We start from the raw sequence: 24,043 nt of genomic DNA on the forward strand, positions 1-24,043 counted from the left end.
CTCACGGACGCCGCCACCGCGCCCCCGCGGGCGGCGCTGGCCAGGGAGGGCGGGTTGCCGTCCACGCTCTGGGCGGGCCCGGAGACCATCTCGGGGTCGATGCGGCGGGGCGAGGTGCCGGTCCAGGGCACCCGGCGCACAGGTCCGGTGCGCCTGCAACTGGGATTCGCCGGGGACGGCTTCGGATATGCGATGGACCTCGGGCTGCCACGTCCGGATGTGGGCTCGGGAGCGTTCGCCCTCGACCCGGAGATCAAGGTGGAGACCGTGTGGTCCGGACCGGTCGCCCGGCCCGCGGCGGTGTTGGCGCACCGCCGCGGGCCGGTGGTGCGGGTGCGGGACGGACGCTCCTGGTCCGAGCTCACCCGGTCCCTCGCGGACTACGACTCCATGCTCGGGCACGTTGCGGACCCGCACCGGGCACCGGAACTGCTGGAGCTGCGCGAGCAACTGCGCGGCTGGCGCTTCTACGACCACCTGCGCACCGACGCGGCCGCCCCGGCCCGGCTCGCCCCGGTCGGCACCCGCACGCCGGTCCTCGCCCACGACGGCGCGGACCTCGCGGCCGCGCTGGCGACGATCCAGGAGATCGGCCGGTCCGCGGTGCTCGCCCGCACGGTCGACGCCGCGTTCCCCGGATCGCGGATCGAGGTGTCGGTGGACTCGGGTCGCTTCTCACTCGCGCTGCGTCAGGACGGCATGCTCCGACCGATGCGCGCCGACGAACTCTCGGACGGCACCCTTCGGTACCTGATGCTCACGGCGGCGCTGCTCACGCCTCGGCCGCCGGAACTGCTCGTCCTGAACGAGCCCGAGACGAGCCTGCACCCGGAGCTGATCGAACCGCTCGCCGGCCTCATCCACGCAGCGAGCGAGGAGATGCAGGTGGTGGTGGTGACCCACTCCGGGGCTCTCCAGGCCTCGCTCGCCGACCTGGCCGGCGCTGAGCTGGAGCGGGTCGAGCTCGTCAAGGAGCTGGGCGAGACGACGATCGCCGGGCAGGGCATGCTCAGCCGACCGTCGTGGACGTGGCCGAGCCGCTGAATCCGGCCCGCGGCCGGTCGGGCCCGCCCGCGGTGGCACGATGGTCGCGTGTTCCACATCATGTTCTTCGAGCCGCGCATCCCCGGTAACTCCGGTAATGCCATCCGGCTGACGGCCGCCACCGGTACCACGCTGCACCTGGTCGAACCGCTCGGTTTCGACCTCTCGGACGCGAACCTGCGCCGGGCCGGCCTGGACTACCACGACCTCGCCCGGGTCGAGGTGCATCCCGGTCTCGACGCTGCGCTGACGCGCGTGCAGGCCGTCGGCACCGGCCGGGTCTACGCCTTCACCGGCCATGCGACCCGTTCGTTCACCGATGTCGCCTACGCCCCGGGCGACACGCTGCTCTTCGGCCCGGAGCCGACCGGGCTGCCCGAGCATGTGCTGGCGGACGAGCGGGTCACCGACCGGGTGCGGATCCCGATGCTGCCGGGGATCCGTTCGCTGAACCTGTCCAACGCCGCCACCCTGGGGATCTACGAGGCCTGGCGCCAGCACGGCTACGCCGGCGGCTCCTGAGACCTGCGGCCGGCCGGCGACGTACTCACGCCGGCACCGTGACATCCTCGGGATCGGGCAGGGAGTACAGGAACCGGAACCCCATCAACGAGGTCAGCGCGGCCAGCCCACCCCCGACCAGGAGGGGTGTGACCAGGTCGATCCGTGCGAGCAGGCCACCGATCACCGATCCCAGTGGGACCACGCCCCACAGCAGGGTCCGCCAGGTCCCGTGCACCCGGCCGAGCAGCCGGCTCGGGATGATGCTCTGGCGCAGCGACATGACCAGGACGTTCCACGCCGTCACCGCACCGGAGGACAACGCCAGCCCGACGGCACCGCCGACCATCGTGGGCCACACACCGATCGCGACCAGGGCGAGCGCCGAAGCGAGGCTGGCGACCGCCGTCACCGGCCCGGCGCCGAAACGCTCCTTCGCCGGCGACGCGACCCAGGCCCCGACGATCCCGCCGAGCGCCATCGAGAGCATGAACACCCCGAACAGGGCCTCGGGCACGCCGAGGCGGTCCAGCACATAGAGCACCAGCGTCGCCGTTGCGGCGGAGTGGCCCAGTGCGACCACCGTGCTGAGGAACCACAGCGGCCGCAACATCGGGTTCCCGAGGATGAAACGCAGGCCCTGCCGTACCTCGTCACGCCACGGCATCCGCTCGCGGGTCGCGCCGTCGGCCCGGTGCGCCCCGGCGGCGGCCAACGGCAGCCAGAGCGCGAGCAACCCGGCGACGGCGTAGCCGAGCACGCCGATCCCGAGCGGGATCAGCACCGAGACGGCGAACAACGCGGACGTCAGCGGTGCGGCCGCGAAGTTCTGCACCACGATCTCACCGGCCTCGACCCGCGAGTTCGCGCGCGGCAGGTTGTGCCGCTCGACGAGGCTCGGCACCACCGCCCGGATCGCGCCGTCGTACAGGGTCTCGAACGCGCCGTAGACGAAGATGACGGCGTACAACCACCAGATGGTCAGGGCACCGGTGGCGGTGAGGACGAACAGGACGACCGCCAGCACGGTCCGCACGGCGTTCGCCATGGCGAGCGCCCGCCGTCGGTCGATCCGGTCCAGGACGATCCCGGCCGGGATCGCGAAGAACAGCCAGGGCAGCAACGCAACGGCGGCGATCCCAGAGATCAGCAGCGGGTCGTCGGTGAGCCGGACCGCGAGCAGCGGCGCAGCGACTCGCGCGATCCCGTCCGCGAGGCTGGATCCCAAGTTCGCGACGAAGACGTTCCGGAACCCGGACCCGAGCGAGGAGCCCGCCATGACCGCTCTCCCCGCCTACCAGTGTGCCGGGCGGGCGAGCGCGTCCGGGATCCCGGTGCGGGTGTCACCGGTCGCGGCTGCGAGCTGCGGCTGGGTCAGGAACAGGACGTCGGCGAGGTCGGCGCCGCGTACGTCCGCGCCCCGCAGGTCCGCCCCGATCACGTCGGCCCGGTGCAGCCGGGCACCGCGCAGGTCGGCGCCGATCAGGGCGGCACCCCGCAGGTTCGCCCCGCGCAGGTCGGCGCCACGCAGGTCCGCACCGATGAGGTCCGCGCCCCGGTACTCGGGGTGCGGTCCGCGTACCCGCGCACGGGTGTGGGCGCTGGCCCGCAGTGCGACACCGGCCATCTCGTCCCAGAGGGCGTCGACGTCGAGGGCAGCCAGGTCCGCCGCGCTGCCGGTGGTCGCGTCCTCGATCCGGGTCCGGAGCCGGTGCAGCTCGGCGGCGAGTTCCCCGGGCAGGTCGAGGGCCCGGGCGCAGGCCAGGTACCAGAGCGCCTCGTGCAGCCGCCGCATCACCGCGAACGCTGCGAACATGGCCGCGCCGGTGTCCGGGCCGTCCCGCCAGGTCCGCCCCGCGAACGTGGTTGCGGTGATGTGTTGCCCGGCCCCGAAGCAGTCGTAGGTGGTGCACCCGGCCATCCCCGTGGCCCGCAGGTTCGTGTGGATAGCGCACCGATGGTCGGCGAGCAGGTTCCGGCAGGGGTCCCCCGCCGCCTTGTCGAACGCGAAGTCGGCGGACCTCGCGAACGCCAGGGCGACGCAGCACAGACCCACGCACCGGGCGCAGTCGGCGCGCAGGTCAGGGCCCGCGGAGGGAGCGCCGGCGGTCGGGGTCGTGCGGTCGGTCGGTTCGATGCCGCCACCCTACCTATTAGGCTGACGCGGGTGAGGATGCCCGAAACTGCGACCGCGGTCCTGCTCGATCTCGACGGAACCGTGACGGACTCGGCACCCGGCGTGATCGACTCGTTCGTCACGGCCGTGCGCGGCCTCGGCCTCGCCGAACCCCCGCAGTCCGCCCTTCGCGCCGTGGTCGGCCCACCCCTGGCCTGGACGCTCGAGCACATCGGTGGCGTGGCCCCCGCAGACGTCGAGCGCGGCCAGGATCTCTACCGGGCCCATTACGGCGGCGGGTCGATGTTCAACTCCGCCGTTTTCGACGGGATGCGTGACTTGCTGGTCGCACTGCGCGACGCCGAGGTCCCGGTGAGTCTGGCCACGTCCAAGTCGGAGGAGTTCGCCCGCGAGATCCTCGCCCACTTCGAGCTGACGGAGTACTTCACCGCCATCTGCGGCGCCGACGACCGGGGTCGCAGTTCGGACAAGGCGTACGTGATGGGCAAGGCCCTGACGGTGCTGCGCGCGGCCGGAGCGGACCTGTCCGGTGCCGTGATGGTCGGTGACCGCGTGCACGACCTCGAGGGTGCCCGCGCGCACGGCGTGCCGTGCGTGCTCGTCGCCTGGGGCTACGGCACCGACGCGGAGCGCGCCGACGCGGACGCGGTCGCCGCCGATCCCAGGCACCTGGCCGCGCTGCTCGGGCTGCTCGAGGGTCCGAAGGGCGGGCCGGTCACCGCCCACGGCGCGGCGGTCGGGCACTGAACGGCCCGGTCCTGCCCACGTCGCTGACGACCGGGGCAGCATCGACGCCGGCCGGCGCGGCCTGGGTGGCTCGGCTTCCGGGCCTGATCGACCGTGCGACCCGCCGCTGGGGGCTGAGTCTCGGCACCCCGTTCTCGGTGGGCACCGCCGCGTGGACGACGCCCGGCGTCATGGCGGACGGGACCCCGGTCGTCCTCAAGCTCACCTTCCCGCATGACGAGGCCAAGTACGAGGCGACCGCGCTGGCGCTCTGGCAGGGTCACGCCGCCGTGGAACTGCTCGACCACGACACCCAGGACTGGGCGCTGCTGCTGCGCCGGGCCCACCCCGGCACCCTGCTGTTGGCGGACACCTCCCCGCCGCACGTGCGGCTGGGGATCGCGGTGGAGATCCTGCGGAACCTGCACCGAGCCGTGGCCAGTGGGACCGAGATGCCGCCATTGACAACCGTGAGTGCGACCTGGTCCCGCATCGCGACCCAGCGGGCGAACCGGTGGGCCCACCTGTACGAGGCGTACCGGGAGGAGGTCACCTACGGGCTCGGCCTGCTCGCGGCGTTCGGGCGGCCGGGGGCCAAGCCCGGACCGCTCGTGGTCCTGCACGGCGACCTGAACCCCGGCAACATCCTGCTCGACGCACCCGGTTCGGTGCCGCCGCAGTGGCTCGCGATCGACCCGAAGCCGATGATCGGCGATCCCGGGTACGACCTGTGGCCGGTGCTCTCGCAGATCGACAACCCGTTCCTCTACCCGGATCCGTTGGCCGTATTGCGCCCGCGGGTGGAGCTCGCCGCGCGTGCGCTCGGGATCCCGTTCCGACGGATCTGCGAGTGGGCGTGCGCCCGGTCGGTGGAGTCGGTGCTGTGGCAACTCGAGACCTGGCCAGATCCGGCCCGCCAGGCACTCGCGCTGAAGGACCTGACCCAGGTGCGGTGCTGGGCGATGCTCGCGCGCAGCTGAGGCGCTGCGGTCGCGGGTCGTCCACCGGCCGTCAGTGCGCGGCGAAGTACGCGCCGTCCCCGGTCCACGCGTCCGCCACGAGCCACACCGCACCCGGCTCGTCCTGCGCGCCCTCGGGAATGGCGAACGTGACGTTGCCGGTCACGGTGGCGCCGTCGAACACGTCGGCGGTCAGGTAGAGCGGATCCGGCCCCATCAGATAGCCGTCCGCGGTGTACAGACTCGCCTCATCGTAGGAGTTCCCCTGCGCCGAGACGAACGAGACCCACAGGTCCAGACCCGCATTCGCACGATCGGGCCCGTGGTAGGTCGCGGTGACCGGCACCACGACGTAGGCCTGACCGTCCGGGGCGGGATCGTTGAGCGGATCCACGTCGCGCACGATGTCGTCGGCGTCGTACTGCGGTGTGCCGAGCGTGACCTCCCACTCGTACCCTTCGTCCAGGATCGTCACACTGGTACCGAGCGCGGCCGGCTGCTCACGCGAGGTGGTGTTGCCCGACTCCCAGGCGACTGCCAGCGGTCCGCCGAACGGCGCGGTGAGCGCGCCCGCCACGAATCCGACCACCAGCGCCAGCACCCCGACCAGACTCGGCACCAGCCAGACCAGGACCCGGCTGCGGGCCGGGGGCGCCGGCGGCCACGTCACCCCGGGACCGCCCGACGGCGCAGTGCCCGTCTGCGGGTACGGCCAGCCGGCCTGGTAGCCGGTCGGGTAGGCGGCCTGGTTCCCGGTTGGGTAGGCGGCCTGGTAGCCGGTCGGGTAGCTGCCGGTCACCATCGGGCGGTGCGGCGGACAGGGAGGTGCGAATGACTGGTCGGAAGGCGGGGCGGCCATGGGCGTGTTCTTTCGTGGAGGCCACTCGTGGCGCCGGTACGTTCGCCCGGTGGGCCGAATGTAGGGCACGCCGGGACGTCACGGGCAGGATTCGTGGACCGGGTCTGCTTCCGCGCGAAACGGACGACTCTGGGGCAGACTGGCGGCGTGAGACTCGTGCCCCAACGCATCCAGGCCGTCGCGGTCCGCCAGGCCGCGGCCGCGCGCCGGGCGGCGTCCGCGAACGCCGGCAGGTCGGCGGCAGCGACCGGATCCGCCACCGACGCCGACGACGGTTCGCCCTCGGCGGTGCCCCTGCCCCCGCTGCCGCGCTCCCCCGCCCGGGGCGCGAGAGCCCGGGTGCACCGGCTTCCCGAGGCGCACCTGCGCGCCGACGACGGCAGCGACGGCGTCCCCCGGTGGATGCGCAAGTCGGCCGGCTGGTCCTGGCGCATCCTCGTAGTGATCGCGCTCATCGCGCTGTTGGTCTGGGCCACCGCCCGGATCCAGTTGGTGTTCGTCGCGGTCTTCCTCGCCCTGGTCTTCACCGCCGTGCTGCGCCCACTGGTCAACGTGTTCGCCAAGATCATGCCGCGCGGTCTGGCCACCGCGCTGGGCATGTTGTCCGCACTGCTGTTCGTCGGTGGGTTGCTGACCTATGTGATCACGTCCGTGACCGGGCAGTGGGAGTCCCTCTCGGAGCAGTTCGCCACCGGCATCGCCCAGCTGTTGGCACTCGCCGAGAACCTGCCGTTCGGCCTCACGATCACCGAGGATCAGGTCAACGAGTGGTTCGACCAGGGTCTGGCGTGGCTGCAGGAGAACCAGGGCGCCCTGCTGGACCGGGCCGCGGCCGGCGCCGGGTCGGTGTTCGAGGTGTTCGCGGCCCTCGCGCTGGCGATCTTCTCCACGGTGTTCTTCCTCGCCCGCGGCAGCGAGATGTGGAAGTGGTTCCTGAACCAGTTGCCGGCCAAAGTGCGGGAGAAGTGGATGCTCGCCGGCGGCGTCGGCTGGTACACGTTCTCCGGGTACGCCCGCGGCACCGTGATCATCGCGCTGGTGGACGGCTTCCTGGCCGCGATCATCCTGCTCATCGCGCGGGTGCCCTTGGCCGCGCCGCTGGCCGTGCTGGTGTTCATCGGTGCGTTCATCCCACTCGTGGGTGCACCGGCGGCGATGATCGTCGCGATGGTGGTGGCCCTGGCCGTGAACGGCCCCATCAACGCTGTCCTGGTAGGCATCGGCATCGCCCTCATCGGCCAGTTCGAGGGACACATCCTGCAGCCGCTGGTGATGGGCAAACAGGTCTCGCTGCATCCGTTGGTCGTGGCACTGGCCGTGACGGCCGGCACCCTGGTGGCAGGCATCCTCGGCGCCGTGATCGTCATCCCGATCGTGGCGGTGATCTGGGCCGTCTACGCGAAGCTGCGCAGCCTCGACCCGCCGATGGAGGAACTCGAGTCGGACGCCAAGCCCGCCCAGGCCTGACTCACTGGAAGTCGCGAGAAGTGGAGGCGACCCGCAGGCTCAGGGCGGTGATCGAGTCGGCCATCAGGTTCGTCACGCCGTCGGCGGTCTCCACGGTGCCCCGGACCACCAGGGCGGCGCTGGTGCGGGCGACCCGCCGGTAGCGGCCCCACAGCCCCTGCGTGCAGATGACGTTCAGCAGGCCGGTCTCGTCCTCGAGGGACAGGAACGTCACCCCGCCGGCCGTGGACGGGCGCTGCCGGTGCGTGACCACCCCGGCCACCCGCACCCTCGTGCCGGACCCGGCGCCGGGCACGTCGGTCACCCGCACCACCCCGCGGGCATCCAGGTCGGTCCGCAGGAACTCGGTGGGGAAGGAGTCCGTGGACACCCCGGTGGCCCAGACATCGGCGACGGCGGTGGTCACCTCGTCCATGCCCGGCAGGGTGGGCAGGTCGATGCCGACGGCGGTGAACGGCAGCGGCTCCTGCACGGCCCGGAGCAGCTGCTGCCCGTCGCCGGAGCGGACCAGGGTGGAGGTGCCGCTCTCGGCGGCCAGGGCGCCGGCGAGCCAGAGCGCCTCCCGGCGGGAGTGCCCGAAGGAGTCGAGCGCACCGGCGGTCGCGAGCGCCTCGAGCTGGGCGGCGGACAGCCGCACCCGGCGGGCCAGATCGGCGAGGTCGCGCAGCGGCGCGGCGTCCCGGGCCGCGACGATCCGCTCGGCCCCCTTCTCCCCGATCCCCCGGACCGGGGCGAGCCCGAGGCGCACCACCAGCCCTCCGCCGTCGACCCGCTCCACGCACGCCTGTACCTGCGAGAAGGCGACGTCCGCACGCTCGACCCGGACCCCTCGCCGTCGGGCATCGGCGACGAGCGACTGCGGCGAGTAGAACCCCATCGGCTGCGCCGCGAGCAGCCCCGCGTAGAACGCCTCCGGGTGGTGCACCTTCAGCCATGAACTGGCGTAGACGAGGTAGGCGAACGAGAACGCGTGCGACTCGGGGAACCCGAAGTCGGAGAATGCCTTGAGCTTGTCGAAGATCTGTTCACCGATCTCGGCGGAGATCCCCTTGACGGCCATCCCGGCGAGCAGGCGGGCGTGCAGGGCCTCCATCTTCTCGGCGGACCGTTTGGACCCCATCGCCCGGCGCAGCTGGTCCGCCTCGGCGGCGCTGAAATCGGCCACGTCGATCGCGATCTGCATGAGCTGCTCCTGGAACAGCGGCACGCCCAAGGTCTTGGACAGGGCAGGCTCGAGCAGCGGGTGCAGATAGGTGATCTCCTCCCGGCCCCTGGCCCGGTTGATGTAGGGGTGCACCGAGTTGCCCTGGATCGGCCCGGGCCGGATCAGCGCCACCTCCACGACGATGTCGTAGAACTCCCGGGGCTGCAGGCGTGGCAGGGTGGCCATCTGCGCCCGGGACTCCACCTGGAACACGCCCACCGTGTCCGCGGCGCAGAGCAGGTCGTACACTTCTGGGTCCTCCTGCGGCAGCGAGTGCAGCCCGACGTCCACCCCCTCGAGGTCCCGCACCCAGGTGAACGCGAGCCGCAGCGCGGTGAGCATGCCGAGGCCGAGCAGGTCGAACTTCACCAGGCCGGCGTCGGCGCAGTCGTCCTTGTCCCACTGCAGCACGGTGCGCCCGGGCATGGTGGCCCACTCCACCGGGCACACGTCGATGACCGGACGGTCACACAGCACCATGCCGCCGGAGTGGATGCCGAGGTGGCGGGGCAGACGCAGCATCCGCTCGGCCATGTCCACGACCTCCGCGGGGATACCGTCGAGGTCACCGCCCCCGGTAGCGCCGTCGGCCGCGGCGACCGCCTCCGGGCTCGGGGTCCACGGTCCGTCCCGACGGCGGCGCTCGAGTTCGCTGATCCGCTCGCCGGTGCCATCGGGCGGCGGGCTCGGGCGCAGGCTGCCCCACCGTTCGATGCCCTTGGACCAGGCGTCCTGCTGCCCTACGTCGTAGCCGAACGCCTTCGCGGCGTCCCGGATCGCCGAGCGCGGCCGGTAGGAGATCACGTTCGCCACCTGCGCGGCGTGGGTGCGTCCGTAGCGTTCGTAGACGAACTGGATCACCTCCTCCCGGCGCCGGGACTCGATGTCGACGTCGATGTCCGGCGGACCGGAGCGGCCCGGGGACAGGAACCGTTCGAACAGCAGCTTGTGCTGCACGGCGTCGACGGCGGTGATGCCGAGGGCGTAGCAGACCGCGGAGTTCGCGGCGGAGCCGCGGCCCTGGCAGAGGATGTCGTTGCGCCGGCAGAAGTCGACGATCTCGTGCACGATCAGGAAGTACCCGGGGAAGTCCAGGTCGATGATGATGTCGAGCTCCCGCTCGATCGTGGCGTACGCGCCGGGCAGCCGCGGCGCCTCCGGCGGGCCGTACCGGTCCAGGGCCCCTTCGTAGGTGAGGTGACGCAGCCAGGTGGCCTCGGTGTGACCGGGCGGCACCGGGTGCGGAGGCAGGTTCGGTGCCACCAGGCGCAGGTCGAACGCGCACTGCTGTGCCAGTTCCACGCTCATAGCGACCGCCTCCGGACGGGTGGTGTGCCGGGCGTACATCTCCGCCGGCGCACGCACGTGAGCGGCGCTGGGCGGGAGCCAACCGTCGAGCTCGGCCAGGGTGGTGCGCGCCCGCACCGCGGCCAGGACGTCCGCGAGGGGCTGGTCCGCGGGACTCGCGCAGTGCACCGCGCCGGTGGCCACCACGGGCAGCCGGGCGGCCGCGGCGAGCTCGGCGAGCGCGTCGCAGCGCACCGAGTCCAGCGGCGCACCGGAATCGGTGATCTCGACGACCACGTTCTCCGCGCCGAAATGGTCCACCAGGACGTCCAACTCCCTGCGTGCGGCGGCCAGGTCGAACCGCCCGGGCTCGGGCTCGAGGGCCCGGCGCACCGCGCCCTTGCGGCAGCCGGTCAGCACGAGCCAGTTCCCAGCGGCGAGGTCGGCGAGCTCACCGAGCCGATAGTGCGCCTCCCCCTTCTTCCCGCTGGCCAGGTGGGCGTTCGCGATCGACCGGGACAGCCGCCGGTACCCCTCGGCCCCGCGGGCCAGGACGAGCAGGTGGGTGCCCGGCGGGTCCGGCATCCCGGTGGGACGCACGGGTGCGTCCAGGCTCAGTTCCGCCCCGTACAGGGTGGGCAGCTCCAGGGTGCGGGCGGCCTCGGCGAACCGGACCACTCCGTAGAGGCCGTTGTGATCGGTGATCGCCATCGCGGACAGGCCGAGCCCTGCGGCTTCGATCGCCAGTTCCTCGGGTTGGCTGGCGCCGTCGAGGAAGCTGAACGCCGAGTGGGCGTGCAGTTCAGCGTAGCCGGATGCGAACATGTGTTCGATTCTACCTCGCCTGGATGCTGGCCGCTCGGTCGACCGGAGCCAGGGCGAGCACCATCGCGACACCAGGTCGAGCGGGCGCGATTACGCTCCACGGGAACATCCGTGCGTGTCCCGCTCGCCGTCCGTAGGCTGCCCGACATGGGACAGGTCATCGACTTCGCGACCCACCAAGCGATGCGGGCGGCACGAGCCGCGCCGCCTGTGGAGTCGCGGCCGTCCCGCGACCGACCCGAGCTGACCCGAGCCGAGCATGACCAACCGGTACCCGACCGCCGAACCTCGCCGTCGGGCACCACGCCCCCGCCGTCGACCGTCCCAGCGGTCGACGAGCCGGAGCCGCGCCCGCGCCCCGCCGTGCAGCCCCGCCCGCTGCTCTGGCGCGAGGCCGTCGGTCACGAACTGCGCGCCGAACGCCACGAACAGGGTCGCACCCAGGGTGACGTGGCGTCGGTGGCTGGGGTCTCCACGCAGTACCTGTCCGAGGTCGAACGCGGCCGCAAGGAGCCGTCCTCGGAGATCCTCGAGGCGATCGGCAGCTCGCTCGGCCTGGAACTGGCCGTGCTGACCGGCCGGGTCTCCCGCTCGCTCGCCTCGAGCACCCCCGTACTCCTCGCGGCCTGAGACAGCCGGAGGAGCAGATGTTGCGCATCGACACCCGCACCGACCTCGGCGCGCGCGTCAGCGCGCGCCTCACCGGCGAGACCGTCGCCTGGCTCACCACGATCTCACCGTCGCTCGTGCCGCAGCCCGTGCCTGTCTGGTTCACCTGGACCGGCTCGCAGCTCCTTGTAGCGAGCCAGCCCGGCACCCACAAGGTGCGCAACATCGCTGCGCGACCCGGCGTGAGCGTCTCGCTCAACAGCACCCCGAGCGGCGGCGACGTCGTCGTGCTGACCGGCACCGCCGCCGTCGACCCCGGACCGCTGACCGGCTCGGAACTCGCGGCCTACGACGCGAAGTACACCACGGACATCCAGGGCCTGGGCATGACGTCGGATGACTTCCACGCCGACTACTCGCAGGTGGTCCGCGTCAGCGTGACGCGACTGCGCGGGTTCTGACGGCGACCACCTCGTCCACCAGGTGGTAGTCCACCGCCTGCGGCGCCGTGAAGATCCGGTCCCGCGAGGTGTCCTCGGCCAGCCGCCCGACGTTCTGCCCGGTGTGCTGGGACAGGATCTCGTCCACCTCGGCGCGCATCCGGGCGATCTCCGCCGCCTGGATGCGCAGGTCCGGCAGCGCACCCTGCCCGCCCATCGACGGCGGGTGCAACAGCACCCGGGCGTGTGGGAGCACCCCGCGCCGGCCCGGCTCCCCGGCCGCCAGCAGGACCGCAGCGGACGACGCTGCCTGACCAACGCAGATCGTCGCGACCGGTGCCCGGACGAACTGCATGGTGTCGTAGATCGCGAGCATCGCGGTGACCGAGCCGCCGGGTGAGTTGATGTAGAGGTTGATCTCGCCGTCGGGGTCGACCGACTCGAGATGGATCAGCTGGGCGATGACCGTGTTCGCCACACCGTCGTCGATCTCGGTGCCGAGGAACACGATGCGATCCGAGAGCAGTCGGGAGTAGACGTCCGCCGCCCGCTCCCCCGAGGTGGTCCGCTCGATGACGCTGGGGATCGTGTACTGGCTCATCAAAACTGCCCTCCCAACCCGGCGCGACGGGCCCGAACGGGCATCACGTCGCCGACGTCGCGCACGATCGCGTCCACGAAGCCGTACTCGTGGGCCTCCTCGGCGGTGAACCACCGGTCCCGGTCGGAGTCCGCCTCGATGCGCTGCAGCGGCTGCCCGGTGTGTTCGGCGATGAGGGAGAGCATGACCGAGCGGGTGTGCTCGAGGTTCTCCGCCTGGATCGCGATGTCCACCGCCGTACCCTGCAGCCCGGCGGAGCCCTGGTGCATCAGGATCCGCGCGTGCGGCAGCGCGTACCGCTTGCCGGGCGTGCCCGCGGAGAGCAGGAACTGGCCCATGCTCGCGGCCAGGCCCATCGCTACCGTGGCGACGTCGTTGGGGATCAGCCGCATCGTGTCGTACATGGCGAGCCCGGCCGAGACCGATCCACCCGGCGAGTTGATGAGCAGGGTGATGTCCGCCTTCGGGTCCTGGGCGGAGAGCAGCAGGAGCTGGCTGGTGATGCGGGCGGCGACGTCGTCGTCCACCTCAGTGCCGATGGCGATGACGCGGTGTTGCATGAGACCGTCCGCCAGGCGGTCGTCGAGTCTGGTCCCTTCGGACATGGCAGGCTCCCTTCGTGGGTTGGTCCGTTCAGCCTGCGCCGCTCACGCGTCGGTCGGGTTCGATGCGCCCGACGGCGGATCTGCTGTGAGCAGATCGGTGCGCCCAGCGCTGCTGGTAGCGGCCAGGTACTGACCTGTACCGCCCCTAGCGTGGTCGGTACGTTGTCGATCGACCGAGGAGCCCGCCATGACCACACCCAGCACCGTCCCCGACGGCTACCACACCGTGAATCCGTGGTTGATCAACGCGCGCACGGCCGAGGTGATCGACTTCCTGGTGGATGTCTTCGAGGCCACCGAACGCGGCCGCGTCGAGGTCGACGGCGTCATCGGGCACGCCGAGGTGCAGGTCGGCGACTCCGTGATCATGATGTTCGACTCCCCACCCACCTGGCCTCCGACCCCCTGCTTCCTGCGGTTCTACGTGCCGGACGATGCCGCCGTGCACCGACGGGCCATCGCGGCCGGTGCGCGGGTGATCACCGAGCCGACCGAGATGTTCTGGGGGGACCGAACCAGCAGGATCGCGGACCCGTTCGGCAACCTGTACTGGATCCACCAGCACGTGGCCGACGTCGACGAGGCCGAGGCCGCGCGCCGGATGACCCTGCCGCGCTTCCAGGAGGCGATGGCCTCCGTACAGTCGGTGGAGTTCCACCCGGGACGCTGATGTCCGCTCAGCTCCTGCCGTGGACGGTGGCCGAGCAGGCGCCGCCCTGGACGCACACCTGCAGACCGAGCTCCCTGTTCGGTGGGACGTCCAGGTACAGCGTCTGGGTTCCGGGACCGGCACCGAGGAACACCTGTGGACCCTCACTCTCGATCCAGACGTAGGCGAGCACAGGTGCGCCGTCGTCGGCGTTGTCGACCAGGACCAGCCGGCCCGGATCCGGCCGGAGCTCGGCACGGTACCCGACCGCGCCGTCGGGGTCGCTCAGGCCCACGACGACGGCGCCGGCCGGCTCGGCGGACGACGTCACGGTCGACGTCGAGACCCAGTCGACGCGGTCGTTGCGCTCCACCCCGTACGTCCCCGTCAGCAGCATGACTCCCGTCAAGGTGGTGAGGCCGGCCCAGCTCGCTCGGCGCGCGGCCACGATCATCGACATAGTCGTCCCCTCGTCCGTGGTCGCGTCGGGCGACCGTCGGCGTCAAGACTCCCCCGACCTGCTTACATCGCGCTTTCATGCCTAGGCTGATCCATGCGCAAGATCCCCCGCGTGATCGCCCGTGCCCCGATCCCCATGTTCCGCCTCGGTCTCGGCGGGCTGCTCAGCAAGCGGTTCGTGATGCTTGAGCACCGCGGACGCAGGAGTGGGCTGATCCGGGAAGTGGTGCTGGAGACGATCAAGATCGACGGGGACATCGTCTACGTCATCTCCGGGTACGGGTGGACGTCCCAGTGGCTGCGCAACGTCAAGGCCGATCCGCGGGTACGGATGTGGTCCGGATGGGGCACCGGCGTGAGTGCGATCGCCCGGATCCTCGATCCGGTGGAGGGTCGCATCGTCCTGGACGACTACCGGAAGCGGCACCCGGGCACGGTGCGCACGCTGGCCAAGGGCCTGGGCATCGAGGGGTTCACCGTCGACGGCCCGCTGCCCGAGGACATCGCGGAGCGGATGCCGTTGGTGCGGCTCCGGCCGCGACGCTGAGCAGCGCCGTCCCGGACACGCACCCGCGGTCAGTCGGGGACGACGTCCGTGAGCGTCCTCAGCAGGTGGTGCCTCCACCAGGCGTAGTCGTGCCCGCCGGTGACCACGCACAGACCCACCGCTCCTGCGGCGCAGGCGGCGTCGAAGTGTTCGGCCTGGTCGACCATGGTGCCCTCGTCGGTGCCCGCCTGGAGGTGGAACCGCGCCTGCGGGCGCCCGAGCTCGCCTGCACGCAGGCGGCGCACCAGGTCGCCGGGGACCGGGTTGTGACGCCGCGGCTCATCGCCGTCGGTGAACCAGAACGACCCGGACTGGACGATCGCCGTCGCAGCCAGGTCTGGCCGTGCCAGCGTGACACCGGCGGCCGCCAGCCCACCGAAGCTCTGGCCGCCTGACGACGTGGTTCAACCCGCGGCGAGTTCCCCGAGCAGTTCACCGTCGCGGTCGAACAGGCTCAGCACTGCGCCGTCCAGCGCGGCCGTCCGTGTCATCGCCACCCAGGACGGCACCGGCGCACCCTCGCACCCGATGAGCGTCTGCGGCCCGGACGTGGTCAGCACCAGTCCGTCGGGGTCGATGACCCATCGGCCACCGCCGCCGTTGCAGCCATCGGAACCGGTCCAGGTGCCGTCGGCGGCGAACTCCACATGAGGATCGGTGGGCACGGTGTCGATGGGAATCCACCGACCCACCAGGTCGTCCTCCGAGGCCGGAGTCACGCCGTCGGGAAGGGGCGCCGGCGCCGCGAGCCACGCCCGCACCTCGTCGGTGACCTCCGGCGGCTCCGCGTAGGACGACGCCGCCGTGTCGATCGGCTCTGGTGCACCGTCGATGCTCAGGGTTGCGACCACCGCGCCATCGGCGTCGAGCAGGTCCCAGCCCGAGGCGGCCGACCGGTACTCGGTGACCAGGTCCAGCCACGGTACTGCTGGGATCGTGGCATCTTCGGCATCGTCGGCGCCCTCGGGATCGTCGACCGAGCAGGATCCCGACCAGCTGGAAATGCTCGCCAGGAACAGGGTGGACGACGCCGCCCACTCACCCATGAGCATCCCGCAGTCACGCCACAGCTGGAACTGGCCGGCCTCCAGGCGCAACCAGGTGTCGCTCTCTTCGCCCTCCGCGCCGCTGACCCGCCAGAGGTCGATCAGGTCGACCGGGTCGCCGGGCGGCGTGTCCGTCGGGTCGCCCGTGGTCCCGGTCGAGTCGCTGGGCTGGGCGCCATCGCCCGGGTCCTCACCACCGGCTCCCCCGCACCCGGCCACGAGCGCCAGTCCGAGCGAGACGGCGGCGGCCACGAGAGCGTGCCGCACGCTGCTGGTCATGCCCTCGAGGGTATCCCGGCGTCCTCCGACCGCCAGGGCATGGCCGGATCGATGCCCGATCGTCATCGGACCCGCCGCGGTTCGCCACCCGGATTCGTCACCCGTCAGTCATAGACCCCCTCGACCCACCACCTGCCACCCTCTCCCGCCAACAGCAGGGCACCGCCCTCGGTGACCACCTGCAGGTAGGTGCGCGGCTCGGTGCCGGACCACCACCGTTCATGCACCGGCCACGGGCCGGCCCACCCGGTGATGGGGTGCGCAGTCGCAGCGGTTCCACGAACAGCGCCGGCCCCCCGGACGGTCCCGGCCGTCGGGACAGTCCCGCTCGACGCGGTTCGGGTGGCTCGACGCACCTCCACCAGGGCCGGATCGCCCTCGAGCTCGCCGCGCCGACCCACTCGCACCGGATCACCCTGGGCGTCCACGAGACGAGCCGGCACCGGCTCGGCCGGCACCGTCGCCGGCAACGGCCGCGGGATCTGCCCCGGCCACGGCGCCTCTGGGTCGCGGAGCGGGCGCAGCTCGTCCCCCCAGGTCACCAGCCGCACCCGGTCCCGCGGCGAGCGGCCGCCCTCCAGCACCGGGGCGAGCACCCCCTCGGCACCGATCAGCCCCTGGACCCGCAGCACGGCCCGGCCGGCCTGGACCTGGCCCCGCCCCACCCGGCCCCACAGCCCGTCCTGAACCGCGGCGGCCGGGCTGATCTCCTCGGCGGCGAGTTCCAGATGGGTCAGCGCCGCACTCGGTGGCTGCCCACTGCGCCCACTGAGCCAGCCCTCCAGCTGCCACCGCACCCGGTCGGTCAGTTCGGTGGCGGTGAGCGCGCCGTCGATGCGCCAGGTACGGGTCAGCTCGGCGCCGCTGCCCGCCCGGGCGGACACCCGCAACCGGGCACACACCACGCCGCGCCGGACCATCCGGCTCTGCAGTTCCTCGGCCAGCCGGCGAGCGGCGAACGCGGCGGTGTCGATGCGCTGCGCGGGCGGGTCCAGCTCGGCATGGGTGGTGATGTCGGGTTCGGGCCGATGAGTCTGCGGCGGGTACGCGTCCAGTCCTCTGGCCAGCCGCTGGGCCTGCACCCCGAGCTCACCGAACCGGGGCAGCACGTGTGCCGTGCGCATCGTGGCGAGATCGGCCAAGGTGCTCAGCCCCAGCCGGCGCAGCAGGTCCACCAGATCGGTGTAGGCCGCCCTGGACTGGCGCGTGGTGGTGATGTAGATGAGGTCCCGCACGTCCCGGGGGGCGAGGAACCGTGCCGACCTCCCCGGCGGCACCACCGTGGAGGTGCGGGCCGCCAACAGGGCCGCGAGCAGGCCGTCCGCGATCCCCACCTGGGCCTCGGAGCCGCTGGCCTGCGCCACTGCACCGACGAGCGCCTCGGCCACCGCCTCCTCAGACCCCAGGTAGCGGCTCGGGCCACGGGCGCCCACGGCGATCACCCCGGGCCGCATCACCTGCACCTGCGGCACCACCTCCTCCACACCCTGCACGAGCGGCTCGAACGCACGCACGTCCCGTGCCTCGTCCGCGGGCAGCAGCACGAGGTCCGGGCAGAGCCCCTGCGCGGTGCGCCGACGCATCCCGCGGCGCACCCCCGCCGCACGGGCCTTGGCGGAGACGGCGGTGACGCCGCGCCCGTCGTGGAGCACGACGCTCTGGTGCGCACCGATCAGACCCTCGGCGACGGCGGCGGCGATCGGCCAGTCCGGGACCCACAGCACCGCGAGCCGGGTGGCGGCCTCGGTGAGCTGCGCGACCTCGGGAGCCGGACCCGGCGGCGGCAACTGCTCGGCGGCGCCCATCAGCCGACCTGCGCCAACGAGCGTTCGGCGACCGGTACGACGAACTCCGGGGCCGCCGTCGGGCCGTTCGCGCCGACCTCGTCAGGGGCGGCGGTCTCCACCCCACCCGGGCCGATCCGCACCCGGACCCGGACCCGTCGGGCAGCCGCGGCACCCCGCCCGTACGCCACGATGGTGAGCTCCTCGGTGCGCAGCACCCCGGCTCCCCGCCCGACGCCGCGCCAGACCCGGTCCCCGGCGTCGAGCACGAGTTCCGAACCCGGCCAGGGCGTGGTGGTCAGCAGCACCGACCCCCGGGTCCTGGCCCGGGAGGCGAGCAGCCGCCGGTCCCGGTCCGCCAACGCCGTGCAGTCCCCCAGCACCAGCACATCGAACCCGTCCACGAGCGCTCCCACCACGGACGGCGAGTCCGGGCCGGGCCGGGGCACCACCACCATCCGGTCCAGGGGCAGGCCGGCCTCGGCGGCGGCCGCGAGCCCCACGTCCGGCAGAGCCACCACCGCACACCACACGCCGGCGCAGGAGGCCGCGGCGGCGAGACGCAGCAGCAGCGAGGTGGACCCGGCCACCTGCACCCCGGTGCCGCGGCGGATCCCGCCATAGGGGAACAGCGGCGCCAGCGCGGCCGGCACAGGCAGCACCCGTTCCGGGTCGAGGCCCACCGCAGCGGGAGGGGGCGAGGGCTCCTGCGAGCCGGGCGCCTGCGAGCCCGGTGCCGCGTGAGCGGGTAGCGCGAGGCCGGACACCGCGCGAACGGTGGGACCGCTCAGCGCCGTCCGCAGCCCGGCCGAGGCCTCCGCGGCGGCCAGCGCCCGCCGCGCATCCTCCAACTTCGACGTGGTCGCCATCGTTCCTCCTCCCACGTCCATCACGCTAGAAGCCACCACCGACATTCGAACGTCGGTTCGAACACTGTACCAAGGTGAGCACGATCGAGGGCCACCACCCGTAGGCTGGCTCCATGCCTCGAGCAACCGGCGCGATGCCTGCCCCGCGGTGGGATCGCCTGCTCCGAACAGCCGCCCAGGAATTCGCTGAGCAGGGCTATCAGCAGGCCTCCCTCAACCGGATCATCACGCGGGCCGGACTGAGCAAGAGCTCCTTCTATCACTACGTCGCCTCGAAGGAAGCGCTCTTCGATGCCGTGCTGGCCGAGTTCACGCCACCACTCCTGGCGGCCATCGCCCCGCCGGATCCGGAGCAACTCACGCAGGACTACTGGGCACAACTCGCCGCAACCGTCCGGCGACTCATCGCCGCCGGACGCACGGACCCCACCTTCCATCACCTCGGGCGGATGTGGTACCTGCCCGGCCCCTCGCCCGACACGGTCACAGTGAGCACAGCCGGCACCGACCCCACGGACTCGACACGTGCGAACGCCACCGTCGGATTCGACTCCTGGCTACGTCGGACCCTCGAGATCGGGCGCGCCATCGGTGCCGTTCGTGACGACCTGCCGGTTGAGCTGCAGACACGAATGCTGCGGACCGTGATCCAGATCTTCGACGAGTGGTGGCTGAACCACCAACCGGATGTCAGCATCGCCACGGACGCCGTGCTCGACGACCTCGCCGATGCGCAGTTCGCGACGGTCCGGCGCCTGGTCGGCACCACCATCTGACCACCCCCGGGACATCTGCCGTCATTCACCCGAGCGTGAAACCTCTGGACCGGGTGGTCCAAACCGTTCTAACCTGACTGGACCACCCGGTACAAACCCAGAGGGAGCCACGCTGTGCCACAGACCGTCCCACTCACCCAAGGCCCCTACCGCAGTGACGTCGCCATCGACTGGACCCCGGTGCCGCCGCGACCGGGGTGGCGGGGCGGCGTCGACCGGTTCTTCGGCCCGGGCCAGACCGGCCGCGAGGTCGCCGTGCAGGCAATCGGCCTGCTCGTGATCGGCGGCGTCCTCACGCTGCTTCTCCTGCGCGACCTACCGGCCGAACGGTTCGAGTGGTGGCGCACGCTCGTCCTGGCGATCTTCGCGTTCGACGCGATCGGTGGCGTCCTGACCAACGCGACCGGATCCGCGAAGCGGTGGTACCACCGTCCCGGCACCCGCCGCGAACGCCTGTTCTTCATTGCCACCCACGTGGCACACCTACTCCTCCTGGGCCTGGTCGTGTTGGACCTCTACTGGGCGTGGGTCGCGGCCAACGTCGTGATACTCCTCGTCGCCACGCTCGCCATCGAGTTCGCCCCGCGGAGCGTGCAGCGTCCGGTCGCGATGGGTCTGACCCTGCTCGCTGTGATCGGAAACCAGTGGCTGGTGCCGATACCCGGGATGCTCGCCTGGATCCCGGTCCTGCTGTACCTCAAGCTCCTGGTCACCCACCTCGTCCTCGAGGCACCGTTCGCCGATGCTCCACCGCCGGCAGCGGATACCGACGCGCGCGTGCCCTGAACGCCACGCACCCGAACTCGTCGTAGGTTAAGCGTGAAGCCGGACGCACCCACCGGTTCTCCACTCGCACAAGGAGATGACATGGACCTGCAGCGCCCCGTCGCCCCCGCCCCCTATGACGCGCTTCCCGCCACCGCCACGTTCACCGTCACCAGCACCGACATCACCGACGGCGTTCCCATGCCCGCGCTGCACTCGCTGACCGGCGGCAACGTCTCGCCCCAGCTGAGCTGGTCCGGCTTCCCGCCACAGACGCAGAGTTTCCTGCTCACCTGCTTCGACCCGGACGCCCCCACCCCGTCCGGCTACTGGCACTGGACCGTGGCGGACCTGGACGTGACCGTCACGGAGATGGAGCAGGGCTGGGGCGAGAGCGACCTCACCCTGCCCGGCGCGTCCTTCCACGCCCGCACCGACGGCGGGGCGTTCGCCTACGAGGGCGCCGCACCCCCACCCGGGGACGGCCCGCACCGCTACGCGTTCGCGGTACACGCCCTCGACGTCGAGACCCTGGAGCTCTCCCATGAGGAGAGCGCCACCAAGTTCTCCTTCGTCGCGCTGTTCCACACCGTCGCCCGCGCGGTGATCACGCCGACCTTCGAGCGCTGATGCGGTTCGGAACCCTGGACTGGGCACCCGCCCTCGATCACCCGGACCTGCTCGCGACCGGCGTCCGCGCCGCCCTGGCGACGTGGGCGCAGCAGGCGCCCGACGCCGTCGGGCAGGTGCTTGTTGCCGAGATCGACCCGGGATGCGCCGACACCGCGGAGATGACCGAGGCATACGACCTACCGCTGGACGCGTCCGCGAACTGCGTGCTCGTGGCCGGGCGGCGCGCCGGCGAGGAGCGGATCGCGGCCGCCGTCGTGCGCGCCACCACCCGGGCGGACGTGAACTCCACGGTCAAGCGCCTGCTGGACGTCCGCAAGGCCTCGTTCCTGCCGATGGACCGGGCGGTCGCCGACTCCGGCATGGAGTACGGCGGGATCACCCCGATCGGGCTGCCCGCCGACCACCGGATCCTGCTCGATCCGGCGGTCGGCACCGGCCGGGCGATCATCGGCAGCGGCCTGCGCCGGTCCAAGATCCTGCTCCCGGGCGAGGTCCTCGCCGCGATGCCCGGTGTCGAGGTCGTCGAGGGCCTCGCGATCTGACCTACGAGGCGATCCGGCGCCGGTAGGCGACCATCGAGAGGACGTAGGCGACCGCGAGGATCCCCCCGCACCACGCCAGCGCGATCCAGATGTCGCCACTGACCGGCTCCCCCGCGAGCAGTGCGCGGATGGTGTTCACGATCGAGGTGACCGGCTGGTTCTCGGCGAAGGCTCGGACCGGCCCGGGCATGGTGTCCGTCGGAACGAACGCGGAGCTGATGAACGGCAGGAAGATGAGCGGGTAGGAGAACGCCGTGGCACCCTCCCCCGTCTTCGCGGCGAGCGCGGCGAGCACCGCGAGCCAGGTCAGTGCCAGGGTGACCAACGCCAGGATGCCCGCCACCGCGAGCCACGCGAGCAGTCCCGCCGGCGACCGGAACCCCATCACGAGCGCGACGAGCACCACGATCGCGACCGAGAGCCCGTTGGAGACCAGGGAGGTCAGCACGTGCGCCCACAGCACCGACGAGCGCGCGATCGGCATGGAGTGGAACCGTTCGAAGATCCCGCTCGTCATGTCGTTGAACAGCCGGACGGCCGTGTAGGCGATCCCCGACGCGATCGTGATCAGCAGGATCCCGGGCAGCAGGTAGTCGACGTACCGGCCCGCCCCGGCCTGGATCGCGCCGCCGAGGACGTAGACGAACATCAACATCATCGCGATCGGCGTGATGGTGACGGTGATGATGGTGTCCATGCTGCGCGTGATGTGGCGCATCGACCGACCGACGAGAACGGACGTGTCGGCGAGGACGTGTGCGGTCATGACTGCTCCTTGGTGGTGTCGGTCCCGACGATGGCGAGGAAGACGTCCTCGAGCGAGGCCTGCTTCTCGACGTAGGTGACCTCGGCGGGCGGTACGAGCTGCTTGATCTCGGCCAGCGTGCCGTTCGCGATGATCCGGCCCTCGTGCAGGATGGCGATCCGGTCCGCGAGTTTCTCCGCCTCCTCCAGATACTGGGTGGTGAGCAGCACCGTGGTGCCGTCGTCGGCGAGGTCGCGGACGATCTGCCACATGTCGTTGCGGGCCTGGGGGTCGAGCCCCGTGGTCGGCTCGTCCAGGAAGACCACCCGCGGAGTCCCGATGAGGCTCATGGCGATGTCGAGCCGCCGCCGCATGCCACCGGAGTAGCCCGAGACGCGCCGGGCCGCCGCACCGGTCAGGTCGAAGCGGGTGAGCAGGTCGTCCGCCACCGCGCCCGGGTTCGGCAGGTGCCGCAACCTGGCGACCAGCACCAGGTTCTCCCGTCCGGTGAGGATCTCGTCCACGGCCGCGAACTGGCCGGTCAGGCTGATGGATTCGCGCACGTCGGTCGGCTGCGCGGCGACGTCGAAGCCGTTCACGGTCGCGGTCCCCGCATCCGCCCGCAGCAGCGTTGACAGGATCCGCACGATCGTGGTCTTGCCGGCCCCGTTGGAGCCCAGCAGGGCGAAGATGGCGCCCGGCGCCACGTCGAAGTCGACGCCGCGCAGCACCTGCAGATCCTTGTAGGACTTCTCCAGGTCCTTGACATGGATCGCTGGGGGTCGGTCCACAATGGTTGTCATCTGGGGTCGTTCCTTTCGTCCGGCGCGCCGATGGCCGACGGCGGAGGTCGTGTTGGCATGGCCGACCCACCTTCCGGGACGGGTCGGTGGGCAGGCTCGCGCCCGCCCTTGCGGCGTGCGGGGCGTCGCAGGGCAGGCTCACGCCGGCCCGTGGGCGGTGGTGGTGCGCCGGGGGCTATCCCCCGACGGACTCAGATGTCGAGGTCCTCGACCTCGGGGACGTCGGCAGCGGCAGCGATCAGATCGTAGAGAGAGGCCGGGACGTTCTCACGGAGGGCGTCCAGGTCGTCGAAGATCTCCAGCGTCGAGGTGGCAGCCGTGGTGCCCCAGGTCTGGTCCTGGCTGACGTGCTTGCGCCACCCCTTGGCCTGCCCGTCGACACCGGCCGCCCAGATCTGTTCCGGCGACCGTTCGGCATGGACCACGTACTTGCCGGTCCGGCTGCGATACACCTTGTACTTGTGAACCCGGTCCTTGGTGGACTGGAGCCATTCGACGAGCAGCACACCGAGGAAGCGCTGGCGCCGACCCTTGCCGGGACCGACCCGGACGGTGATCTCCTCGAAGCCGTCGTCCTTGCCCTCCTCGACGTCGACGTACCGGCGCAGCGCCTTGACGATCGCCTGGGAGAGGTTGCCACCGACGAGTTCCTGCGCCCGCTCGTAGAGGGGCAGGTCGGCGTCGGAGACATAGATCGTCTTGTTCGGCATGGGCTCATCATATCCTCCGGTACGAGGATACGCATATGTATACGTATAGCGCAAGGCATAGGAGAACTCGAGGTATCACGGCCCCGTCCCGCACCCCCTCCGGCCAATCCTCGCCGACCCCGGCCGTCAGCGCCGACCTCACCTCCGGACCTACCGCACGGCGACGATCGGC

General features: G+C 71.6%; 26 protein-coding genes and 1 pseudogene. 13 read left to right on the plus strand and 14 right to left on the minus strand.

The genetic code is table 11. From position 1 onward, the window contains the following. Positions 1 to 1,044: AAA family ATPase (locus HALOF300_RS22805; protein ID WP_156743192.1), on the plus strand; the 1,044-nt coding region annotated here is incomplete at its 5' end. Positions 1,045 to 1,092: 48 nt separating this feature from the next. Continuing rightward, entirely contained in the window at positions 1,093 to 1,566 is a 474-nt protein-coding gene (locus HALOF300_RS22810; RefSeq protein ID WP_156743193.1) for a tRNA (cytidine(34)-2'-O)-methyltransferase, read from the plus strand. A 25-nt stretch (positions 1,567 to 1,591) separates the two neighbouring features. Here HALOF300_RS22810 and HALOF300_RS22815 read toward each other — a convergent pair whose 3' ends face one another. Together HALOF300_RS22815 and HALOF300_RS22820 are read right to left on the minus strand one after the other, a co-directional pair. Continuing rightward, positions 1,592 to 2,824 carry an MFS transporter gene (locus HALOF300_RS22815; protein ID WP_156743194.1) on the minus strand — a complete coding sequence of 411 codons (1,233 nt, stop codon included), beginning with the start codon at positions 2,822 to 2,824 and terminating at the stop codon, positions 1,592 to 1,594. 15 nt (positions 2,825 to 2,839) lie between these two features. Further along, complete coding sequence (locus HALOF300_RS22820) at positions 2,840 to 3,601, minus strand: pentapeptide repeat-containing protein (RefSeq protein WP_231955706.1); 762 nt, start codon at positions 3,599 to 3,601, stop codon at positions 2,840 to 2,842. Between the two features lie 117 nt (positions 3,602 to 3,718). Here HALOF300_RS22820 and HALOF300_RS22825 point away from each other — a divergent pair, with 117 nt between their 5' ends. Both HALOF300_RS22825 and HALOF300_RS22830 read left to right on the plus strand, forming a co-directional pair. After that, positions 3,719 to 4,429 (plus strand): HAD hydrolase-like protein, encoded by a 711-nt coding sequence (locus tag HALOF300_RS22825; protein WP_231955712.1) that lies wholly within the window; start codon positions 3,719 to 3,721, stop codon positions 4,427 to 4,429. A gap of 65 nt (positions 4,430 to 4,494) precedes the next feature. Further along, positions 4,495 to 5,388, plus strand: coding sequence for an aminoglycoside phosphotransferase family protein (locus HALOF300_RS22830; RefSeq protein ID WP_156743197.1), 894 nt, complete (start codon positions 4,495 to 4,497; stop codon positions 5,386 to 5,388). Positions 5,389 to 5,419: 31 nt separating this feature from the next. Here the strand turns inward: HALOF300_RS22830 and HALOF300_RS22835 are convergent, their stop codons facing one another. Next, entirely contained in the window at positions 5,420 to 6,169 is a 750-nt protein-coding gene (locus tag HALOF300_RS22835) for a hypothetical protein (RefSeq protein ID WP_156743198.1), read from the minus strand. A gap of 204 nt (positions 6,170 to 6,373) precedes the next feature. Between HALOF300_RS22835 and HALOF300_RS22840 the strand changes: the two genes are divergently transcribed. After that, on the plus strand, positions 6,374 to 7,693 hold the full coding sequence (locus HALOF300_RS22840; protein ID WP_331716253.1) for an AI-2E family transporter: 1,320 nt from the start codon (positions 6,374 to 6,376) through the stop codon (positions 7,691 to 7,693). Between the two features lies 1 nt (position 7,694). Here the strand turns inward: HALOF300_RS22840 and HALOF300_RS22845 are convergent, their stop codons facing one another. Continuing rightward, the gene (locus tag HALOF300_RS22845; protein WP_156743199.1) at positions 7,695 to 11,009 is read right to left on the minus strand and encodes an error-prone DNA polymerase; all 3,315 of its coding nucleotides are present in this window, start codon (positions 11,007 to 11,009) and stop codon (positions 7,695 to 7,697) included. A gap of 147 nt (positions 11,010 to 11,156) precedes the next feature. On the opposite strand from HALOF300_RS22845, the gene HALOF300_RS22850 reads away from it, so the two are divergent. Both HALOF300_RS22850 and HALOF300_RS22855 read left to right on the plus strand, forming a co-directional pair. Beyond that, positions 11,157 to 11,639, plus strand: coding sequence for a helix-turn-helix domain-containing protein (locus HALOF300_RS22850; RefSeq protein ID WP_231955707.1), 483 nt, complete (start codon positions 11,157 to 11,159; stop codon positions 11,637 to 11,639). A gap of 17 nt (positions 11,640 to 11,656) precedes the next feature. Beyond that, on the plus strand, positions 11,657 to 12,079 hold the full coding sequence (locus HALOF300_RS22855) for a TIGR03667 family PPOX class F420-dependent oxidoreductase (RefSeq protein ID WP_156743200.1): 423 nt from the start codon (positions 11,657 to 11,659) through the stop codon (positions 12,077 to 12,079). On the opposite strand, the gene HALOF300_RS22860 is transcribed toward HALOF300_RS22855, so the two are convergent. Further along, a complete protein-coding gene (locus tag HALOF300_RS22860; protein ID WP_156743201.1) occupies positions 12,051 to 12,659 on the minus strand; it encodes a ClpP family protease in 609 nt (202 codons plus the stop codon). The genes HALOF300_RS22855 and HALOF300_RS22860 overlap by 29 nt on opposite strands. Next, complete coding sequence (locus tag HALOF300_RS22865; protein WP_156743202.1) at positions 12,659 to 13,264, minus strand: ClpP family protease; 606 nt, start codon at positions 13,262 to 13,264, stop codon at positions 12,659 to 12,661. Before HALOF300_RS22865 ends, HALOF300_RS22860 begins: the two co-directional genes overlap by 1 nt. Positions 13,265 to 13,451: 187 nt before the next feature. Here HALOF300_RS22865 and HALOF300_RS22870 point away from each other — a divergent pair, with 187 nt between their 5' ends. Continuing rightward, positions 13,452 to 13,934 (plus strand): VOC family protein, encoded by a 483-nt coding sequence (locus HALOF300_RS22870; RefSeq protein ID WP_156743203.1) that lies wholly within the window; start codon positions 13,452 to 13,454, stop codon positions 13,932 to 13,934. 7 nt (positions 13,935 to 13,941) lie between these two features. Here the strand turns inward: HALOF300_RS22870 and HALOF300_RS22875 are convergent, their stop codons facing one another. Then, on the minus strand, positions 13,942 to 14,373 hold the full coding sequence (locus HALOF300_RS22875; protein ID WP_156743204.1) for a hypothetical protein: 432 nt from the start codon (positions 14,371 to 14,373) through the stop codon (positions 13,942 to 13,944). A gap of 93 nt (positions 14,374 to 14,466) precedes the next feature. On the opposite strand from HALOF300_RS22875, the gene HALOF300_RS22880 reads away from it, so the two are divergent. After that, positions 14,467 to 14,919: a nitroreductase family deazaflavin-dependent oxidoreductase gene (locus HALOF300_RS22880; RefSeq protein ID WP_156743205.1), complete on the plus strand. Its 453-nt coding sequence runs from the start codon at positions 14,467 to 14,469 to the stop codon at positions 14,917 to 14,919. A 29-nt stretch (positions 14,920 to 14,948) separates the two neighbouring features. Here HALOF300_RS22880 and HALOF300_RS22885 read toward each other — a convergent pair. From HALOF300_RS22885 to HALOF300_RS22900, 4 genes and pseudogenes are all read right to left on the minus strand, one after another. Continuing rightward, positions 14,949 to 15,296 (minus strand): annotated as a pseudogene (locus HALOF300_RS22885) (hypothetical protein); the annotation flags it as partial. A 27-nt stretch (positions 15,297 to 15,323) separates the two neighbouring features. Then, complete coding sequence (locus HALOF300_RS22890) at positions 15,324 to 16,244, minus strand: hypothetical protein (protein ID WP_156743207.1); 921 nt, start codon at positions 16,242 to 16,244, stop codon at positions 15,324 to 15,326. A gap of 104 nt (positions 16,245 to 16,348) precedes the next feature. Next, on the minus strand, positions 16,349 to 18,049 hold the full coding sequence (locus HALOF300_RS27575) for a Y-family DNA polymerase (RefSeq protein ID WP_156743208.1): 1,701 nt from the start codon (positions 18,047 to 18,049) through the stop codon (positions 16,349 to 16,351). Continuing rightward, entirely contained in the window at positions 18,049 to 18,897 is an 849-nt protein-coding gene (locus HALOF300_RS22900; protein ID WP_156743209.1) for a hypothetical protein, read from the minus strand. The genes HALOF300_RS27575 and HALOF300_RS22900 overlap by 1 nt, the downstream gene beginning before the upstream one ends. Positions 18,898 to 19,010: 113 nt before the next feature. On the opposite strand from HALOF300_RS22900, the gene HALOF300_RS22905 reads away from it, so the two are divergent. The 4 genes from HALOF300_RS22905 to HALOF300_RS22920 all read left to right on the plus strand — a co-directional run bounded on the left by HALOF300_RS22905 (position 19,011) and on the right by HALOF300_RS22920 (position 21,613). Next, positions 19,011 to 19,673, plus strand: a complete 663-nt coding sequence (locus tag HALOF300_RS22905; protein WP_156743210.1) for a TetR/AcrR family transcriptional regulator — start codon at positions 19,011 to 19,013, stop codon at positions 19,671 to 19,673. Between the two features lie 114 nt (positions 19,674 to 19,787). Next, on the plus strand, positions 19,788 to 20,459 hold the full coding sequence (locus tag HALOF300_RS22910) for a hypothetical protein (protein ID WP_156743211.1): 672 nt from the start codon (positions 19,788 to 19,790) through the stop codon (positions 20,457 to 20,459). Between the two features lie 81 nt (positions 20,460 to 20,540). Continuing rightward, a complete protein-coding gene (locus tag HALOF300_RS22915; RefSeq protein ID WP_156743212.1) occupies positions 20,541 to 21,068 on the plus strand; it encodes a YbhB/YbcL family Raf kinase inhibitor-like protein in 528 nt (175 codons plus the stop codon). Continuing rightward, entirely contained in the window at positions 21,068 to 21,613 is a 546-nt protein-coding gene (locus HALOF300_RS22920) for a YbaK/EbsC family protein (RefSeq protein WP_156743213.1), read from the plus strand. Before HALOF300_RS22915 ends, HALOF300_RS22920 begins: the two co-directional genes overlap by 1 nt. 1 nt (position 21,614) lies before the next feature. On the opposite strand, the gene HALOF300_RS22925 is transcribed toward HALOF300_RS22920, so the two are convergent. The 3 genes from HALOF300_RS22925 to HALOF300_RS22935 all read right to left on the minus strand — a co-directional run bounded on the left by HALOF300_RS22925 (position 21,615) and on the right by HALOF300_RS22935 (position 23,871). After that, the gene (locus HALOF300_RS22925; protein WP_156743214.1) at positions 21,615 to 22,379 is read right to left on the minus strand and encodes an ABC transporter permease; all 765 of its coding nucleotides are present in this window, start codon (positions 22,377 to 22,379) and stop codon (positions 21,615 to 21,617) included. Then, complete coding sequence (locus HALOF300_RS22930) at positions 22,376 to 23,161, minus strand: ABC transporter ATP-binding protein (protein ID WP_156743215.1); 786 nt, start codon at positions 23,159 to 23,161, stop codon at positions 22,376 to 22,378. Before HALOF300_RS22930 ends, HALOF300_RS22925 begins: the two co-directional genes overlap by 4 nt. A gap of 191 nt (positions 23,162 to 23,352) precedes the next feature. Next, positions 23,353 to 23,871 (minus strand): EXLDI protein, encoded by a 519-nt coding sequence (locus HALOF300_RS22935; protein WP_156743216.1) that lies wholly within the window; start codon positions 23,869 to 23,871, stop codon positions 23,353 to 23,355. Positions 23,872 to 24,043: the final 172 nt, after the last annotated feature.

This window comes from Occultella aeris, assembly GCF_902703175.1.
GTDB lineage: Bacteria > Actinomycetota > Actinomycetes > Actinomycetales > Beutenbergiaceae > Occultella > Occultella aeris.

Excerpts from the sequence above, each read along its gene's own strand:
- HALOF300_RS22815 (WP_156743194.1), bottom strand. The coding sequence starts at position 2,824 with ATGGCGGGCTCCTCGCTCGGGTCCGGGTTCCGGAACGTCTTCGTCGCG.
- HALOF300_RS22825 (WP_231955712.1), top strand. The coding sequence starts at position 3,719 with ATGCCCGAAACTGCGACCGCGGTCCTGCTCGATCTCGACGGAACCGTG.
- HALOF300_RS22835 (WP_156743198.1), bottom strand. The coding sequence starts at position 6,169 with ATGGTGACCGGCAGCTACCCGACCGGCTACCAGGCCGCCTACCCAACC.
- HALOF300_RS22845 (WP_156743199.1), bottom strand. The coding sequence starts at position 11,009 with ATGTTCGCATCCGGCTACGCTGAACTGCACGCCCACTCGGCGTTCAGC.
- HALOF300_RS22850 (WP_231955707.1), top strand. The coding sequence starts at position 11,157 with ATGGGACAGGTCATCGACTTCGCGACCCACCAAGCGATGCGGGCGGCA.
- HALOF300_RS22855 (WP_156743200.1), top strand. The coding sequence starts at position 11,657 with ATGTTGCGCATCGACACCCGCACCGACCTCGGCGCGCGCGTCAGCGCG.
- HALOF300_RS22860 (WP_156743201.1), bottom strand. The coding sequence starts at position 12,659 with ATGAGCCAGTACACGATCCCCAGCGTCATCGAGCGGACCACCTCGGGG.
- HALOF300_RS22865 (WP_156743202.1), bottom strand. The coding sequence starts at position 13,264 with ATGTCCGAAGGGACCAGACTCGACGACCGCCTGGCGGACGGTCTCATG.
- HALOF300_RS22870 (WP_156743203.1), top strand. The coding sequence starts at position 13,452 with ATGACCACACCCAGCACCGTCCCCGACGGCTACCACACCGTGAATCCG.
- HALOF300_RS22875 (WP_156743204.1), bottom strand. The coding sequence starts at position 14,373 with ATGTCGATGATCGTGGCCGCGCGCCGAGCGAGCTGGGCCGGCCTCACC.
- HALOF300_RS22880 (WP_156743205.1), top strand. The coding sequence starts at position 14,467 with ATGCGCAAGATCCCCCGCGTGATCGCCCGTGCCCCGATCCCCATGTTC.
- HALOF300_RS22890 (WP_156743207.1), bottom strand. The coding sequence starts at position 16,244 with ATGACCAGCAGCGTGCGGCACGCTCTCGTGGCCGCCGCCGTCTCGCTC.
- HALOF300_RS27575 (WP_156743208.1), bottom strand. The coding sequence starts at position 18,049 with ATGGGCGCCGCCGAGCAGTTGCCGCCGCCGGGTCCGGCTCCCGAGGTC.
- HALOF300_RS22900 (WP_156743209.1), bottom strand. The coding sequence starts at position 18,897 with ATGGCGACCACGTCGAAGTTGGAGGATGCGCGGCGGGCGCTGGCCGCC.
- HALOF300_RS22905 (WP_156743210.1), top strand. The coding sequence starts at position 19,011 with ATGCCTCGAGCAACCGGCGCGATGCCTGCCCCGCGGTGGGATCGCCTG.
- HALOF300_RS22915 (WP_156743212.1), top strand. The coding sequence starts at position 20,541 with ATGGACCTGCAGCGCCCCGTCGCCCCCGCCCCCTATGACGCGCTTCCC.
- HALOF300_RS22920 (WP_156743213.1), top strand. The coding sequence starts at position 21,068 with ATGCGGTTCGGAACCCTGGACTGGGCACCCGCCCTCGATCACCCGGAC.
- HALOF300_RS22925 (WP_156743214.1), bottom strand. The coding sequence starts at position 22,379 with ATGACCGCACACGTCCTCGCCGACACGTCCGTTCTCGTCGGTCGGTCG.
- HALOF300_RS22930 (WP_156743215.1), bottom strand. The coding sequence starts at position 23,161 with ATGACAACCATTGTGGACCGACCCCCAGCGATCCATGTCAAGGACCTG.
- HALOF300_RS22935 (WP_156743216.1), bottom strand. The coding sequence starts at position 23,871 with ATGCCGAACAAGACGATCTATGTCTCCGACGCCGACCTGCCCCTCTAC.